14 protein-coding genes and 1 pseudogene are annotated in these 16348 nt (G+C 34.2%); 9 read left to right on the forward strand and 6 right to left on the reverse strand.

Features of this window, described 5'->3' with window-relative positions; all coding sequences use genetic code 11:
• Positions 1–1114, forward strand: a 1114-nt coding sequence (locus ACKI4K_RS08495) for a UPF0104 family protein (RefSeq protein ID WP_407424172.1), incomplete at its 5' end; no start/stop codon positions are given.
• A gap of 82 nt (positions 1115–1196) precedes the next feature.
• Positions 1197–2084 (forward strand): formylmethanofuran--tetrahydromethanopterin N-formyltransferase, encoded by an 888-nt coding sequence (gene fhcD, locus ACKI4K_RS08500; protein WP_407424174.1) that lies wholly within the window; start codon positions 1197–1199, stop codon positions 2082–2084.
• Positions 2085–2130: 46 nt separating this feature from the next.
• Here fhcD and ACKI4K_RS08505 read toward each other — a convergent pair whose 3' ends face one another.
• On the reverse strand, positions 2131–3258 hold the full coding sequence (locus ACKI4K_RS08505; protein ID WP_407424176.1) for an NAD-binding protein: 1128 nt from the start codon (positions 3256–3258) through the stop codon (positions 2131–2133).
• Positions 3259–3328: 70 nt separating this feature from the next.
• Between ACKI4K_RS08505 and ACKI4K_RS08510 the strand changes: the two genes are divergently transcribed.
• Both ACKI4K_RS08510 and sfsA read left to right on the forward strand, forming a co-directional pair.
• Positions 3329–4870 (forward strand): NAD(P)H-hydrate dehydratase, encoded by a 1542-nt coding sequence (locus tag ACKI4K_RS08510; protein ID WP_407424178.1) that lies wholly within the window; start codon positions 3329–3331, stop codon positions 4868–4870.
• Complete coding sequence (sfsA, locus tag ACKI4K_RS08515) at positions 4857–5570, forward strand: DNA/RNA nuclease SfsA (protein ID WP_407424180.1); 714 nt, start codon at positions 4857–4859, stop codon at positions 5568–5570. Before ACKI4K_RS08510 ends, sfsA begins: the two co-directional genes overlap by 14 nt.
• Here sfsA and ACKI4K_RS08520 read toward each other — a convergent pair.
• From ACKI4K_RS08520 to ACKI4K_RS08530, 3 genes are all read right to left on the reverse strand, one after another.
• Positions 5520–6245: an NAD-dependent protein deacylase gene (locus ACKI4K_RS08520; protein WP_407424182.1), complete on the reverse strand. Its 726-nt coding sequence runs from the start codon at positions 6243–6245 to the stop codon at positions 5520–5522. The genes sfsA and ACKI4K_RS08520 overlap by 51 nt on opposite strands.
• 28 nt (positions 6246–6273) lie before the next feature.
• Positions 6274–7452, reverse strand: a complete 1179-nt coding sequence (locus tag ACKI4K_RS08525) for an argininosuccinate synthase (protein ID WP_407424184.1) — start codon at positions 7450–7452, stop codon at positions 6274–6276.
• 239 nt (positions 7453–7691) lie between these two features.
• Positions 7692–9614, reverse strand: coding sequence for an IGHMBP2 family helicase (locus ACKI4K_RS08530; RefSeq protein WP_407424186.1), 1923 nt, complete (start codon positions 9612–9614; stop codon positions 7692–7694).
• A 44-nt stretch (positions 9615–9658) separates the two neighbouring features.
• Between ACKI4K_RS08530 and ACKI4K_RS08535 the strand changes: the two genes are divergently transcribed.
• The 3 genes from ACKI4K_RS08535 (at position 9659) to ACKI4K_RS08545 (ending at position 12731) form a co-directional block, all read left to right on the forward strand.
• Entirely contained in the window at positions 9659–10399 is a 741-nt protein-coding gene (locus ACKI4K_RS08535; RefSeq protein ID WP_407424188.1) for a succinylglutamate desuccinylase/aspartoacylase family protein, read from the forward strand.
• Between the two features lie 218 nt (positions 10400–10617).
• Positions 10618–11124, forward strand: coding sequence for a DUF308 domain-containing protein (locus ACKI4K_RS08540; protein ID WP_407424190.1), 507 nt, complete (start codon positions 10618–10620; stop codon positions 11122–11124).
• A gap of 11 nt (positions 11125–11135) precedes the next feature.
• Positions 11136–12731 (forward strand): ABC1 kinase family protein, encoded by a 1596-nt coding sequence (locus tag ACKI4K_RS08545; RefSeq protein ID WP_407424192.1) that lies wholly within the window; start codon positions 11136–11138, stop codon positions 12729–12731.
• A gap of 59 nt (positions 12732–12790) precedes the next feature.
• Here the strand turns inward: ACKI4K_RS08545 and ACKI4K_RS08550 are convergent, their stop codons facing one another.
• Together ACKI4K_RS08550 and ACKI4K_RS08555 are read right to left on the reverse strand one after the other, a co-directional pair.
• Entirely contained in the window at positions 12791–13576 is a 786-nt protein-coding gene (locus ACKI4K_RS08550) for a TMEM175 family protein (protein WP_407424198.1), read from the reverse strand.
• 111 nt (positions 13577–13687) lie between these two features.
• Positions 13688–13942 (reverse strand): annotated as a pseudogene (locus tag ACKI4K_RS08555) (TMEM175 family protein); the annotation flags it as partial.
• A 209-nt stretch (positions 13943–14151) separates the two neighbouring features.
• Here ACKI4K_RS08555 and pyk point away from each other — a divergent pair.
• Positions 14152–15555: a pyruvate kinase gene (gene pyk / locus ACKI4K_RS08560; RefSeq protein WP_407424194.1), complete on the forward strand. Its 1404-nt coding sequence runs from the start codon at positions 14152–14154 to the stop codon at positions 15553–15555.
• Positions 15556–15664: 109 nt separating this feature from the next.
• Positions 15665–16348, forward strand: a 684-nt coding sequence (locus ACKI4K_RS08565) for a metal-dependent hydrolase (protein ID WP_407424196.1), incomplete at its 3' end; no start/stop codon positions are given.

Here is a 16348-nt window from a genome sequence, read left to right on the forward strand (position 1 = left end):
TAAATATCTATATAAATTTATAAGTATTAAAAAATTAAAATTAATATTGACTATGGACAAAAAGACAATAATTTTTCTGGGAATCAGTATTCTAATTTTATTTATAATGCTGTATTTTGTAGGGATTGACCAGGTTATTGAAGCTTTAAAGGTAGCTAATTTGTATATCATAGCTTTGGCCATTGTCGTTCAGGTTTTTACTTACTTTTTATACACTTTGCGCTGGCAAATTCTTGTTAGGCTTGCAGACATGGACCTCAGTATAAAAAAATTAATTCCAATGGTTTTAGTAAGCCTTGCAGTTAATAACATAACTCCTTCCGGACGTGGTGGCGGAGAGCCGGTTAGGGCATATCTTTTATCTAAAGACAATAAGGAGTATTCTTTTGATGAGACATTCGCAACAGTTGTTGCAGACAGGGCATTGGATACTTTTCCATTTGTTGTGCTGGCCGCACTTACAATTGCGTCAATGGCGCTTTTCATGAATTTTGAGTTATGGCTTCTTGTTGTAATGGTTGTTTCAGTAATAGCGATTGTTGCAGTATTGATATGTCTTATTTACATGTGCATTAATCCAGGGTTTGGAAAAAGAGTTGATGGATGGATTATAGGGATTGTCAGAAGATTCTATAAGAAAAATTCAGAAGATTTGGAAAACCAAATCCATGAAGCTATTTTTGGTTTCCAGAATACTATGAAACTTTTAATTTCAAATAAAAAGGGATTGGCCTATACTCTTTCTTTATCTTTTGTAATTTGGATTTTTGAAATTTTAAGGGTTTATCTGGTATTTTTAGCTTTCGGAGCTAATGTCAATATTATTGTCGTCGGAGAAGTGTTTATTGTGGCATGTCTGGTGGGTATGATTCCGCTGCTTCCAGGCGGTCTTGGTGCTGTAGATGGGCTAATGATTATATTCTACTCCGCTGCAGGAATCCCGTCTTCTATTAGTGCGGCGGCAACTGTCATTGAAAGATTGATATCATTTTGGATGACTACCATCATAGGTCTGGTCATTTTACCTTATTACGGTGCATCCGCTATAAACAAAATTTCATCCGCTTCTAATGATGAGATTGATGAAGTCATTGAAAATGAAAGTGATGACTAAAATAGAAAACTTTATTTTTATTTATTTTCATAAATCTTATTATCACAAAAAATTAATTTTTTGTAAAAATTATGGTGAAAATATGGAAATTAATGGTGTAGAAATTAAAGAAACTTACGCAGAAGGTTTCGGAATTAAAGTAACTAGAATTTTAGTAACTGCAGCAACTCCTAAATTAGCTAAAATCGCTGCAACTGAAGCAACAGGTTATGCAACTTCTGTAATTGGATGTCCTGCAGAAGCAGGTATCGACTGTTTTGTACCAGCTACTTGCACTCCTGACGGAAGGCCTGGTTATGCAATCATGATTTGTCATGCCAGTAAAAAAGCACTTGACCACGAATTGATGGAAAGAATCGGTATGTGCGTTTTAACTGCTCCTACTGCAGCAGCATTTAACTTACTCGAATCAGAAGATGTCTTAAAAACTGGTTTCAAACTCAAATACTTCGGTGACGGATTTGAAAAAGACTGTGAAATCGATGGCAGAACAGTTCATTCCATTCCAATCATGTCCGGCGACTTCTTAGTGGAATCCACATTCGGATTTAAAGACGGTGTGGCTGGAGGAAACTTCTTTATTTTAGCAAAAGACCAAATGGCTGGAGTATTAGCAGCTCAAATGGCTGTCGAAGCTATTAAAAAAGTTCCAGGTACAATCACTCCATTCCCTGGCGGTGTAGTTGCATCCGGTTCCAAAGTAGGATCCAACGCATACTCATTCTTACCTGCATCCACTAACGAAAAAATGTGTGTAACTTTAAAAAATGAAGTTGACTCTGACATTAGGGAAGATGCAGACGGTGTATTTGAAATCGTTATTGATGGTGTAGATGAAGAATCTGTAAAAGAAGCTATGAAAGTAGGTATTTTAGCTGCTTGTTCAGTTGAAGGCGTACTTGAAATTTCAGCAGGTAACTTCGACGGTAAATTAGGTTCTTACATCATGAACTTACATGATTTATTCTAGAGAGTTTCACTCTCTTTTTTTAATTTCTTTTTTTTAATAAAATTATTCAATCATCTAACTTGGTTTTTTTAGCTATTTCTTCATCAGTTAGGTTAGTTCCAATTATTTCCACATGTTTTCCTAAATCTTTCAGCAATTTGATGAAAGTGGCCCTGTCCGGTCCGGAAATGTAATGTGAATGTATGCTGTTCACAATATTATATAAATTTTTCAATGCAATTCTTGATTCTTCATTTTTATTTAAGTTGTCTCTAAATTTCTTGCCGTCTTCCAAATTCATTGTTTTTATTTTGCGGCTTAATGGCGCTTCAATTCCCGGAAGGTGATAATCAATATTTTCTAAAGTACATCCATGTTGGGTTATTATTTTAAATTCATCATAAATTTTATTGATATCATGTTTAACGGTAATTCTTAAAAGATGAGGCATTGTTGATTCGACGTATAAATTCTTTCCTCCGCTCACTTCTGGAGAAACAATCTTGTCGGCACCGGCTCTTTTAAGTCTTGAAATGTTTTCGAGTTTGCTGGCTCTTGCCACAATCCAGGCCTTAGGATTTGTTTCCCTTATGGTCAAAACGATATATAAGTTGCTCACATCATCTCCAGTTGCTATTATGACGCTTCTACATTTTTCACCAGCCAATTTTGCTATAAGGTCATCTTCAGTCGCATCCTTGTGAATTCCAACCACTCTGTCAGAATCTTCAATATTGTCATATGTATCCCTATCCTTTTCAAAAATAATAACATTCTGGTTTCTTTGTGATAATTCTTTAAAAACTACTTTTCCTACTCTTCCATAGCCACAAAGGATATAATAATCATCCATTTCATTTATAGCTTTCATTTTTCTGGCCTCTTTTGAATATTTACTCATCTGTTCCTGAAAACTTGTTAACATTATATTAAATACATAAGCAAGTAATGCAACCCCTCCAAGAGCGAGTGTTGTTGCAAATATTTTTTGAATGCCTGTATGTGGGATGTAATCCCCATATCCTACAGTTGCCATTGTGATTACTGCATAATAAATAGAATCAACAAAGTTTAAATGCATTATTAGCATGGAGCCAACAACACCATAGATAAATAATGAAATTATTAATATTAACCCGCTTGTCAAATATTTTGTGGGAAGTCTTGTTAAAAGTTTTATGGTAATCTTTCTCATGGCAGTTTTTCCTTTGATATAAGATAATTATATTTATATTCTTTACTAATATTTAATTTAAGGTGATTTTTTGCATCCTATTGATATGATGGTAACAGATTACAATTGTGAATATTTGGGTTTGTCAAGGCTTTGCCTGATGGAATCTGCCGGAAAGTCTCTGGCAGAGGAAGTGGGCAAGATTGCGGTTTATACATTTTCAAAACCTGTAAAAGTAATTATTTTTACAGGTTCCGGTGGAAATGGTGGTGATGGCTTTGTTGCAGCACGTTACTTATTGAATAGGGGTTATGATGTTGATATTTACATGTTGAAGGAAAACATTCGATCTCCACATTCAAAAACTAATTTGGAGATCTTATTGAGTATGAAACCACGATTATCCCGTTTAAATATTTATAATCTGAAAACATTGGAAGATATTAACAACTGTGAACTTGCTTGCAGTGCTGATGATGAATATGTTATTGTCGATGGCCTGTTGGGAACAGGAATCAAGGGCAATCTGCAGGCAAACATCAGGAGAGCCATTGAAATCATTAATGAATCAAAGGGAATTAAAATAAGTGTTGATGTTCCTTCAGGAATGGACCCGTTAACCGGTGAGGTGAGTGATTTGGCAGTCATTCCGGATTACACAATTAGTTTTCATAAAATCAAGACCGGTGTAAGAAATGCTGATGAGGAGGTTGTTGGCGGTCTTGTAACAGCCGACATTGGAATTCCATTTGAAGCGGAATATTTTGTTAATTATGGGGACTTTTTAAGACTAAAGAATAGGGATTCAAAATCACATAAGGGAAATAACGGTCGTTTGCTTATAATCGGAGGAAATAAGGATTATTCGGGGGCTCCAGCTATTGCGGGAATGGCGGCTATTGGTGCAGGTGCGGATTTGGTTTATGTTGCAGCACCTGAAAAATCAGCCGAAGCTATTAAATCAACATCACCTGATTTGATTGTCAAATCTCTGGAAGGAGATAGATTATCTTTAAATCACGCTGAAGAGCTATTGGATTTATCTGAAAATGTCGATGCGGTATTAATTGGGCCAGGTGCGGGAATTGATGGAGATACATCAAAATTATTTAATGTTTTAGTTTCAAAAATTAAAAAACCAATCGTTTTAGATGCTGATGCCCTAAAACAAGTTGAGTTGAAGTTAATTAAAAATCGTGAAGACATTGTATTGACACCTCACCTTTTTGAGTTCAAATCATTTTTCAATATTCAAAATGACTTAAAAGTGGATATTGATTCATATGATTTTAAGAAGGTTGATGAGAATATCACAGAATTCCAACAAATTACCCGCCAAATTAAAGGGTCTGTCATTGTTAAAGGGCAATATGACTTAATTTTATCAGGTAATAAATTTAAAATAAATAAGTCAGGAAATTCCGGAATGACTGTTGGTGGAACCGGTGATGCGCTTGCGGGAATTGTTACCAGTTTGCTCACACAGGGGCTCACTACTTTTGACTGTGCGTGTTTAGGCGTTTTCATTAATGGTATTGCAGGCGATAAAGCTTACAACGAGAAAGGAAACGGATTTTCGGCAACCGATTTGGTATCATACATTGGCAGTGTGATCAAAGATGGATTATGTTAAAGGAATTTTTATAAACCGCCCGAACCGATTCATTGCAGAAGTTGAAGTCGATGGTGAAGTTGAAATAGCACATGTTCCAAATACTGGCAGATGTAAAGAGCTTTTGGTTGGAGGTGCCGTTGTCTGGCTCAAGCCATCAGATAATCCTAATAGAAAAACAAAGTTCTCACTTCATTTTGTCGAAAATAAAAATGTACTGGTATCTCTTTTCTCACAGCAAGCCAACAGTATTGTATGTGATGCGATTGTTGACGGTAAAATTAAAGAGCTTGCTGGCTATGATTTTCACAAAAGAGAAAAAACCGTTGATGATTCGAGAATTGATATATACTTGGAAAATGAAAATGAAAAATGTTATGTTGAAGTTAAGGGAGTCACATTGATTGTTGACGGAGAGGCAAGGTTTCCAGATGCTCCGACAGAAAGGGGTGCAAAGCATTTAAAGGAACTGATTAAACTTAAAAAGGAAGGCAATCGATGTGTTGTATTTTTCCTGATTCAGCATCCTGCAGGCAATTTCTTCAGACCAAATTGGAAAAATGACCCGGTATTTAGTGAAACTTTAAACGAAGCTTATGAAAATGGTGTTGAAATAATTGTCTATAAATGTGATAACCAATTGGATGGAATTACATTGGTTCCTAATGCATTAGATTTTGATTTGGCTCAAAGTCTCTCCGATAGCGTCGTTGATGACTAGGCTTGCGGCATCGTCATATGGAGTTTCACTTTTATTGATTAACACTAAATTTTCACCGTTAAAGTAGTTTATTAATCCTGCTGCAGGATACACTACTAGAGAAGTTCCACCAATTATCAATGTCTCTGCATTTTGGATATAATCAATAGAAAAGCTTAAGATTGAATTATTTAAAGGTTCTTCATATAATACAACATCAGGTTTAACAATACCTCCACATTCACATCTTGGGATGCCATTGCTTTCAAGAATATAATTTAAATCATATTCTTTTCCACAAATTTGGCAATAGTTTCTATGAATGCTTCCATGGAGCTCTAAAACATTTTCGCTCCCTGCTTTTTGATGAAGTCCATCAATATTTTGAGTGATTACTGCCTTTAATTTTCCACGCTTTTCTAGTTCGGCTAGTTTTAAATGAGCCGGATTCGGCTTGGCATCTTTAAAAATAAGATTTTCTTTATAATATTCGAAGAATTCTTCTGTATTGCTCATATAATAACTATGGGAAACTAAATTTTCTGGAGTGTCACCATATTTTTCTAAACTTTTAAAAATTCCGCTTTCGGATCTAAAATCTGGAATTCCACTTTCTGTTGAAACGCCGGCTCCTCCAAAAAATACGATATTGTCCGAAGAATCGATTATTTCTTGTAGTTGGTTAATTTTTGACATAAAAATAAGTAAAGTGATAGCATTAAAGCTATCTGTTTAATTTTTGATAATTTCTAGCTTGAAGACCGTGGTATTTAATCATACCTTCAACTTCGCTTTGCTCGGTTTCCTTGTCTTCAAAGGTAATTTGTTCAATGCTGTGTATGCTGAAGGGGGATTTTCTAATGATAGGTTGGATTGAACCTTTGAATAATTTCATTACAACTTCTCCGCTTACCCTCTCCTGCATCTTGTCAATTGCCTGGTCTAGGTCTTCTCTTAATGGTTCTTGCCATAAAGCCCCGTATACTAAATCAGCATATAAAGTTGACATATACTCTGCAAATCTTAGTTCATCAGTTGTTAAAACCAATTCTTCCAAAGCTTCGTGTGCTGCAATTAATAATTTTGCACCGGGGGTTTCATAGATTTCCCTACTTTTAAGACCAATCATTCTGTTTTCAATGGTGTCTATTCTACCGATAGCATTGTTTCCGGCAATTTCATTTGCTTTTTCAATTAATTCCACTAAAGGCATCATTTCGCCGTTGATGGCTACCGGAACACCTTCTTCAAATTCAATGGATACCTTTTCAGGTTCATCGTTTGCATCTTTCCATGATTTTGTCCATTCGTAAATGTCTTCCGGAGGTTCGTTCGTAGGGTCTTCAAGGACATCTCCCTCAATTGCTCTTCCCCAAAGGTTTTCATCAATGCTGTAAATCTTATCATAACTTAATTCGATGCCTTTGGATTCCGCATATGCCTTTTCTTCGGTTCTTGTCAAATTCATTTCTCTGATTGGTGCGATAATATCCAAATCAGACATTGCAAGGATAACCGCTTCAAATCTGAATTGGTCGTTTCCTTTTCCAGTACAACCATGCGCAATAGCTGTTGCTCCTTGTTTTTCAGCCACTTCTATAATCTTTTGAGCAATTAATGGTCTTGCAAGGGCAGTGCTTAATGGGTATCCTTCATATTCTGCGTTTGCTTTAATTCCACGTGAGATGTATTCGTTTGCAAATTCTTCTTTAGCATCGATATTGTAGTGTTTTAATCCACCTATTTTGGCGGCCATTGTTTTTGCCTTTTCCATTTCTTCTTCGCCTTGACCTACATCAACACAGGCAGTAATAACTTCAACATCATATTTTTCTTCTAATAATTTAACACAAACAGAGGTGTCAAGCCCACCGCTGAATGCTAAAACTACTTTATCAGTCATTTAATCACCGTTATAATTTTGATAAAAATGAATATCAATTAATATTTATATTATTAATACTATTTAAAATTTAAAAAAAGTTGACAGAAGAAAAAACTCTTAATTGAGGAGATAATTGAGGTTGAAAGTTATATGGACTTTAAAAATAAAACCTCAATTAAGAGTTGTATGTTGGGAGAGTATTTTTCTTACTCTTGATTATTCCTTTGAACTTCATAGTATATAAAGTTTAGGTATGCCTAAATATTTATCAATAAGTTTTCATCTTCAACAAAGTCAATCAGTCGGGAGTATGTGGGATTGCTTTTTAAGGTATCTTTGTTGCCTATTATTATCAATTTTCTTTTAGCTCTAGTGATTGCAACATTTAAACGTCTTAAATCCCTTAAAAAACCAATATTTCCGTTATTGTTGCTTCTCACAGTGGAAATTATGATGATTTCCTTTTCCCTTCCCTGAAATCCGTCCACTGTTTTTACTTCGACGGGAGTTTTTTCCTGAATTAGCTTGACCTGGTCTGCATAGGGGCTTATTATTCCAATGTCTTCTTCACTTACGCCTGCGGTTAAATAGTCATTGGCTACACTTACTGCAAGTTTGGCTTCCACTTTGTTAATGATTGATTTTGAGTCCTTTAGGTGATTTTCCTTATTATTTTCAATATCTGACGTGTTTATAAAAAGTAATGCTTCTTCATCATATTCTGAATTGATTATGTCACTTATATTTATTTTATCAACACTTGAATCGCTTTTTAAACTATTGTTGTAGAATTCAGAGTTGGGAAACTTCATAAGTAACTTGTTCATTCTGTATTGAACATTAAGTAGTTGTGATTTGTGAGGATACTTTCTGATTAACGCTTCAAATAATGTGTTTTCAAGTTCTCCGGCTTTTGGGCTAATTATTGTTGGGGGGAGCTGTTTGTGGTCTCCAGCAAGGATAAATCTATGGGCTTTGGCAATTGGAATTAAACTGCTTGGGATGGTTGCTTGCGAAGCTTCATCGATAATCGCAACGTCAAATTTGGTTCTCGCTATTGACTCAAGTGCTGCCGAAGAGTTGGTCGCTAAAATAACATCACTTTCATCAATAATTTTGTTAATCATTTTGTTTTCAATTCGTTTGATGTCTGAATGTAGCTCATCAATTTCCTGATTATATTCGATCCATTGGGCCATCGATTTCATTTTTTCAGGGCTTATTCCACGACCGCCCTTTCCTTTAGATGCATTGTATAATATATCGTAATCACCATATCCCCGTCTGTATTGGGGTGTAGGTTTGGTGTAAGAGCTTCTTTTCTCAATCAGTTTATCAATTTTTTTATGGATTTTTTTAATTTTACCATTTAACTCATGGTTTTCAACTTTATAGGCAAGGGAATATGTAATGTTCTTTTTTGACACTCTTTGAGGATGACCCAGTCGTGTAAGATTCAATTTTTTATTTTCCATTAATCGCTCTAAAATATTGTCTATTGCAGCATTGCTTTCGGCTGTGGCTAATACTTTGTGATTCTGTCTTGTCTCTTGGGATATTAACTCAACTAGGGTCCTGGTTTTCCCGGTTCCAAATGGACCATGTATTAAAAAGAAATTTTCACAGGATAATGCATTTTCAATAGCCATTTTTTGTGAGGCATTTAACTTCTTATCAATATAGTCAATATATGGCGTTTTCCTGTTCTTTTTAGGATTTCTATCTGATAATACGTATTCAAGGGCATTTTTACCTTTTAAACTTAAATGTTTTAAGTTATCTTCCATTCTTCTGAAAGTAACGTCATTGGCATATAAATCAAGTCTTACTTTCTTTTTCAAAGCCCATTTGGGAAGATTTTTATCAAAAGCCAGTTTTATAAATCTGGCTCCTTTTTCTGTTACAGTGCCGGTCAAATCACTTCTGAGGGGGTTGTCTGTACTGACCAATACCATGTCTCCCACACTTATTTCAGTTTCAATCGGCTCTGATCTTCCAAACTGAACTATCTGCATGCCTAATTCTTTACCCAGGCGTTTCCCTTTAACTTTATTGATGGCTCTTCCCAGCTCCTCCCTTTTAATGCCGGACATGTTTGATATTTCTGTCTGCATTAACTCAATTTCAGCATCTCTTTCATAATTTATGAGCCTAATTAACTTTTTGATATATTTCTTCAATTTAATCCCTACTTTTAAATAAGAGCTTCAATCTATAATTAATTATGGATTTTGAAAAAGTGGAGTATTGTGATAATTTGGAAATGGGTTACATTTCTAATCTATCCGGAGGTTTTATTTCAAAAAACACCCATATTTTTAATGAAATTGAACTGAATTCTTTAAATAAATTTATCTTAGAGAAATCTGTTTATGGAACTCCTATTTTTAAATTAGGAAATGAAGGTAGGAAGATTTTAATTTTATCTGGCATTCATGGTAATGAACTGCCTTCACAAATTGCCAATATTAGAATTTTAAATGAATTGGTCAATAAGGAAATCAATAACACTATATTTTTCATTCCATTTGCCGCTCCAAAAGCAACCATGGAAAATAGCCGATTTTTCAATTCACTGGATTTGAATAGGGCTGCGCATATTGAAAATTCGTTAAGCAATGTTCTTGTTAAGAGGATAGTGGAATTGAAAATTGATTTTGTAGGGGATTTTCATTCGACTGCCTATAACAGCAATCCTGGTATCGAATCAATTTTTTCAACCAAATCTCCGACTCCTGAAAGTTTTTTAATGGCGAGTTATATTGCTCGAGATGTTAAATGCAAACTCATTTCTTTTGATTCTGCAGGGGAATCATATAAGGGGGCTGTTGAAGATGTTTGTAATATGAGGGGGGTTCCGGCTATCACCGGTGAAGTTCTATCTCCGTTTTCAAGTGTTGGCGAAGGCAGTGCTGAAAGGTCACTACTTCAGATGAAAAGCTTTTTATCTTATTTTGGGATTTGATTAGTTTTCAAATCTAAGTTTGGAACCGGTTCAACATTATATTTCATCTTTAAATCCAGATTTATTTCAACATTTCTTGACATTTTTCACAGAGCATAATTTAATTTTAAATATAAACTATGTAATTTATCTATTTTAATTAAGAAGGTATGGAATCTAAGGAGTTTATTAAAATTTAAATAATATCTTTTGCTTAATATTATACAAAGGTGATTTAAATGGATTATAGAAAAATACTTGGAATCATATTCATAATTTTGGGTTTGCTTTTTGTAGTTTACCCATTGTATAGTGCACAGGCAGTATCCTGGATTGCAGGGATATGTTTAATAGCCTTTGGATTCGCTTCTATTATTGACGGATTTTCTGTATGGAGCATAATGGCTCATGTTTCAGTAATCAATATATTACTAGGAATTTGTGCAATACTATTCGGAATATTGTTTATTTATAGGATAGATGCATTATCCTTCATGGTTGGATACCTGTTTTATTTAGTTGGATTTATATTGATATTAGTTGGTTTGTTAGGCATTTTTGTGGGAATAGGTACAATATCAAGACTCTCTTCTGTATTGATTTTAATCTTAGGTATAGTGGCCGTATTCTTGGCTGCCTATTCAATTGCACAACCGTTATACACCGCAATTCTTGTTGGAATATGTCTAATTATGGAGGGCATAACCTTCTTGGCATCAGATATTGCTGAAAGTCAAATTAATTAAGTGGTAATAATATGGATAAAGAAACAAAGGAACGTTTAGGCGAAATTAGGGCGGCTTTAAAAAAGTACGGTTTCGATAAAATTTTAGGCGAAACTGCAAAAAGCAAAATACGTTCAAGAGATGATGACAGCGCACATGATATTTTGTTGGATGATGAAATTCCTCTAAAATTAAGATTAATGCTTCAGGACTTGGGAACCACTTTCATTAAGTTGGGGCAGCTATTAAGTACACGGCCGGATATTGTCGGTGAAAAGATTGCAGAGGAATTGGCTAACTTGCAGGATGATAATCCTGCAATAACATATGAGCAAGTTAAGGCAATAGTTGAAAGGGAGCTCGATGGCAATATCGATGAGTTATTCGAGGATTTCAAACATGAGCATTTGGCAACCGCATCCATCGGTCAAGTTCATGAGGCCAAATTGATTACCGGTGAAAGAGTTGCAGTCAAAATCCAAAAAGAGGGTATTACTGATAAAATCGATCTCGATTTAAGGATTATGAAATATATTGCCAACCGTGCCGATAAATGGAACCGTGACCTTAGAAAAATAAACTTGCCTGGAATCATGGAGGAATTTGACCGTTCAATTCATAAGGAAATAGATTATAATAATGAATTCATGAATATGCAACGCATTGAATTGAATTTTGAAGATAATCCTAATATCCACATTCCAGCCACATATTCCAAATATTGTTCCTCAAAAGTTTTAACAATGGAATTTATAGAGGGCACCAAGTTAAATGACGTATATGCAAGTACGGGCGATGAATTCGATAAGAAACTTTTGGCGAAACATGTTCTTGATTCTTATCTTCAACAACTATTTATTGACGGCTTTTTCCATGGTGACCCGCATCCAGGAAACATAATGATTTTAGATGATAATGTGGTATGTTATCTTGATTTGGGTATGATGGGATTCTTTGACGAAGAATTTAAACGCAATCTTTCCGAAGTAATGTTATTGTTTGTAGACCAGGACGTTGACGGATTGATAAATCAGTTAATGTACATGGATATCTTAGATTATGATATTGATACAAAGACTTTAAGAAGAGACTTAAATGATTTGTTCGGAAGATATTTCGGTGTACAGCTCAATCGTTTCGATGGAGTTTTAGAGGCACTGCTTAGTCTTATGCAGGAATATGGGGTCATTATTCCGAATGAAATTGTCACCATGGCGAGAGGTTTATCAATGATTGAAGCTATTGCACACAATCTAGATCCTGAAATCGATGTTTTCGCATCAATTAAGCCAATTGCCACTCAAATAGCCAAACAAAGAGTTGACCCTAAACAATTTTTAAAAGGCAAGAAAAGCAACCTAATCCTATATGACCACATGATCAGGTCCTTGCCAAAACTTCTTACAAGGACTATCCATAAAATAGAAAATGAAGAATTGCAATTGAGGTTCGAAGTTGATATCACCGATAAGGTTTCAATAATCGCATTAGTGTCCGCCCTTATTATTGGTTCTTCAGTTGTTTCATTCGGGCCAAGGGTATTTGACATGCCTCTAATTTCTTTAATCGGGTATGTGATAGCCATAATTCTAAGCGTTATGGGAATTAAGAAGTTTGTTTTAAAATAAGTCTGAATTATGAGGAATTAATTTTTCCTCAATAATTATTTTTTTTATTCAATCTTTAATTAAATGAGTTTGAGCAAGTTAATTTTTTTATACATGAATATCCATGCCATGATGATTGAAAGTAGGCAGGATATGATTATTATTGGTGGGTAGTAATAGTATCCAATAATTATGAAAATGCATGTAAATATGATGGTTATAATAAAATTGTTATAATTCTGGAATGCTGCCTGCAAGAACGTATTTGATTTGTCTATTTTTTTCATTTGATATGTGGCAACTATGGAGCATATGTTGATGATGATAAAGTCTACCCCATACAAGCATTGCGGCACAAATTCATGGAAATTCATGGAAACGTAAGTTGTTAAATATGGAATCAATGATAAAAAGAACAACATGACTGAAATGGTCCAAATTGATTTATAATCAATCTTGTTGATAATTGTAAATAAATTATAAGTGAAGTTCCACATATTGAAACAAACAATGAAACTAATTGCATATGCTATAAATTCAAGTCTTAATTCCAATAATGCGCCTAAACTACCATTCAGGGCAGTTGGAATTTCAAGCACAATGATTGTTATGATGATTGCTATGATTGCATCAATCAACGCTTCAAAACGTTCAGTATCTTCAATTTCTTTGCTTTGTTTTCTATTGGTGATGATACTTAAAATTACAGAAAGTAAGGTTGTTACATAAATTCCAGGAGTATATATTGTATATGACAGTATAAAACCGATTAGTATAATGATTAAAGGTATTATAAAATGAATTTTCTTAATATTTAATTCATTTAATTTCTCATTAGACTTATTGGCTCCAAAAACCACGACCACGGATATGATATGGGAGATGCTTGCAAATAGTATAAGCAATCCGAAAATTGTCTCGGCGACTAGCGAGTACGGATTTAGTGAAAGCCATGATGCAAAATATGGGAACAGTGAAAATAGGAAAATTGAAATTCCATATGAAATCAGGGCTTTATTGTTTATCTCATCGATATGTTGGAATAACTTCTGATTGCTAAACCAAATGTTGATAATTGATAAAAATACTATGAGATATGTTACGAAATTCAAATAGTTTGAAAAGAAAGCTCCTCATGTAGGACCTAATGGCTGAGGAATTTTTAACACTAAAATTGTTATGACGATTGCTAAAACGGCATCATAAAAAGTTTCAAACCGGTTCGTATTCATATTTATTAGATATATTTTAATGCTTAATAAATTTTATTTTGTCTTGGTTTATATGAAAAAGTAATTTTCCAATTTATATATTCACAAGTTATTTAAATTCCTCATTTTATAACTATTAATATGATTTGGAGCAATAATGGTGAACAATCCATCATTATTTTTTTCTTCTGTTTTAATTTATAATTAAAAAAGTTAATTGGGATGGTAGTGTGAAAAAGACAAAAATTATATGTAGTATAGGTCCGGCATCTGATTCCGTGGAGGTTATGAGTGAAATGGTTAATAAAGGTATGGATTGTGCACGTATTAATCTTAGTCATGCTACAAAAGAGGATATATTGAAAACAGTAGATGTTGTTCGTGAAGTGCGTAAAATATGCAATGTGCCTGTAGCTGTTATGTATGACACCAAGGGACCGGAGTTCAGAACTTTAAAGTTTAAAGAGGGTGGTGTAACCCTCCATAAAGACGATACAATTAAAATGAGTAAAAGCTGCATACTTGGGAATGAAAATGAATTTGGAGTTAATCATAGCGAAGCGATTGATCTTATAAACGTGGGTGACAGGGTACTGATAGATAATGCTCTGCTTGAATTGGAGGTCATTGATAAGAAAAACGAGTTTCTTGTATTGAAAGCTTTGGACGATGGAAATATTCAAGACAATAAGACAATCAATGTTCCAGGCGTCCATTTAAAATTGGATTTCATGAGTGATGTTGACAAAAGGGATATTACTTTTGCGGCACAACATGCATGCGATTATTTGGCTTTATCTTTTGTAAATGCAAAGGAGGATGTAATTGAAGCTCGAAAAATTATTAGAGATGCTGGTGGAGATGCCCTTATAATTTCAAAAATCGAAAGCCGTATGGGTATTGTGAATATTGATGAGATAATAGATGAATCTGATGGAATAATGGTGGCCAGGGGAGATTTGGGTGTAGAAGTTCCACTGGAAGAGTTGCCAATGCTTCAAAAGAGAATAATCAGAAAATGTAGAGAGAAAGGTAAGTTTGCAATTGTTGCCACTGAAATGCTGGCTTCAATGTATGACAGTCCTAGGCCTACAAGAGCAGAGGTTTCGGATGTGGCTAATGCAATATTCGACGGAACTGACTGTGTAATGTTGTCCGGTGAGACTACAATCGGAAAGCATCCGATACCTGCAGTTTCGATAATGAGCAGAATATGTGAATATGTGGAATCAACAATTGATTATTCAAAACATATTGCTTACAAGGGAGATATGGGTATCAGCGATACGATTGCTAAGTTGGTTGTGGATGCTGTTGAATGCTCTGATATTAAATTGATAGTCACGACTACAATGACTGGGTTTACCGCGCGCATGATAAGTAATTTCAGACCAAACTCCATAATATTGGCCTGTTGTCCATCAAGCCATATTGCAGAGAAAGTGGTTTTAAACTTCGGTGTTAAAGCCATAGTGACTGACATATATGAAAATACAGATGAAATGGTTGAAAATGCTAGATATATGGCTAAATGGGAATTTAACTTAAATAAAGGGGATTTGATAGTGGTTACCGGTGGATTTCCATTAGGGGAGGCAAAAAGAACTAATTATTTAAGGATTGTAGAAATATAATCCTACAAAAAACATGCTTTTTATATTTAATTGTTATTACTTTTCAAATGCTCTTGGATAAGTCACATTTAATATTAATAAGTATATTTAATAATCAAGGTGATTTAAGTTGTCTTCTTATAAGGGGCATTCGATATTTGCACTGCTGCTCGCATTGATGTTTTTCCATAATCCTCTGTTAATTGCATTAACATTCATTGGTGCAAATATTCCGGATTTTGATCATAAATTTAAAAAAGAGCATGCCTATAAGATGATTATTTTGGGGTTAATTTTATTCATTTCACTATATATACTTAAATTACCTTATTATATTGGTTTAATTATTGTATTTTTAGGTGTAACATTTTATTTTTCAGAACATAGAAGTTTTACTCATTCTATTTTTGGCGTTTTAGTTTTAACATCCGCGGTTTCACTAATATTAATTTGGGCATATCAATTAGTAACTAGTGTAACAATCTTAGATAACTCCTACCTAATTATTGCGGTATTGATTGCACTGTTAAGCTTTTTATTTTTAAATAAAAGATTATTAATGATTTTTTTACCTTTATTTTTTGCGAGTTTGTTTATAATTAATAATATTGATACTACGTATATTGAAATCGTTTTAGCTTTGGCTTTAGGATTATTTTCTCATGTTGTTCTAGATTCATTTACTCCGGCGGGAATCAAGATACTTGCCCCGGTATCTACAAGAAAGGTTTATAAGCAATTCGGTTTAATCAGTATTTTTGTTTTGATTTTGATGGCAATTTTATATCGCGCACCATTTTTATTTAATTTATTT

Origin of the sequence: Methanobrevibacter sp., assembly GCF_045644645.1 — an archaeon.
GTDB lineage: Archaea > Methanobacteriota > Methanobacteria > Methanobacteriales > Methanobacteriaceae > Methanocatella.

Coding starts and splice junctions, on each gene's coding strand:
- fhcD (WP_407424174.1), top strand. CDS start 1,197: ATGGAAATTAATGGTGTAGAAATTAAAGAAACTTACGCAGAAGGTTTC.
- ACKI4K_RS08505 (WP_407424176.1), bottom strand. CDS start 3,258: ATGAGAAAGATTACCATAAAACTTTTAACAAGACTTCCCACAAAATAT.
- sfsA (WP_407424180.1), top strand. CDS start 4,857: ATGGATTATGTTAAAGGAATTTTTATAAACCGCCCGAACCGATTCATT.
- ACKI4K_RS08520 (WP_407424182.1), bottom strand. CDS start 6,245: ATGTCAAAAATTAACCAACTACAAGAAATAATCGATTCTTCGGACAAT.
- ACKI4K_RS08525 (WP_407424184.1), bottom strand. CDS start 7,452: ATGACTGATAAAGTAGTTTTAGCATTCAGCGGTGGGCTTGACACCTCT.
- ACKI4K_RS08535 (WP_407424188.1), top strand. CDS start 9,659: ATGGATTTTGAAAAAGTGGAGTATTGTGATAATTTGGAAATGGGTTAC.
- ACKI4K_RS08540 (WP_407424190.1), top strand. CDS start 10,618: ATGGATTATAGAAAAATACTTGGAATCATATTCATAATTTTGGGTTTG.
- ACKI4K_RS08545 (WP_407424192.1), top strand. CDS start 11,136: ATGGATAAAGAAACAAAGGAACGTTTAGGCGAAATTAGGGCGGCTTTA.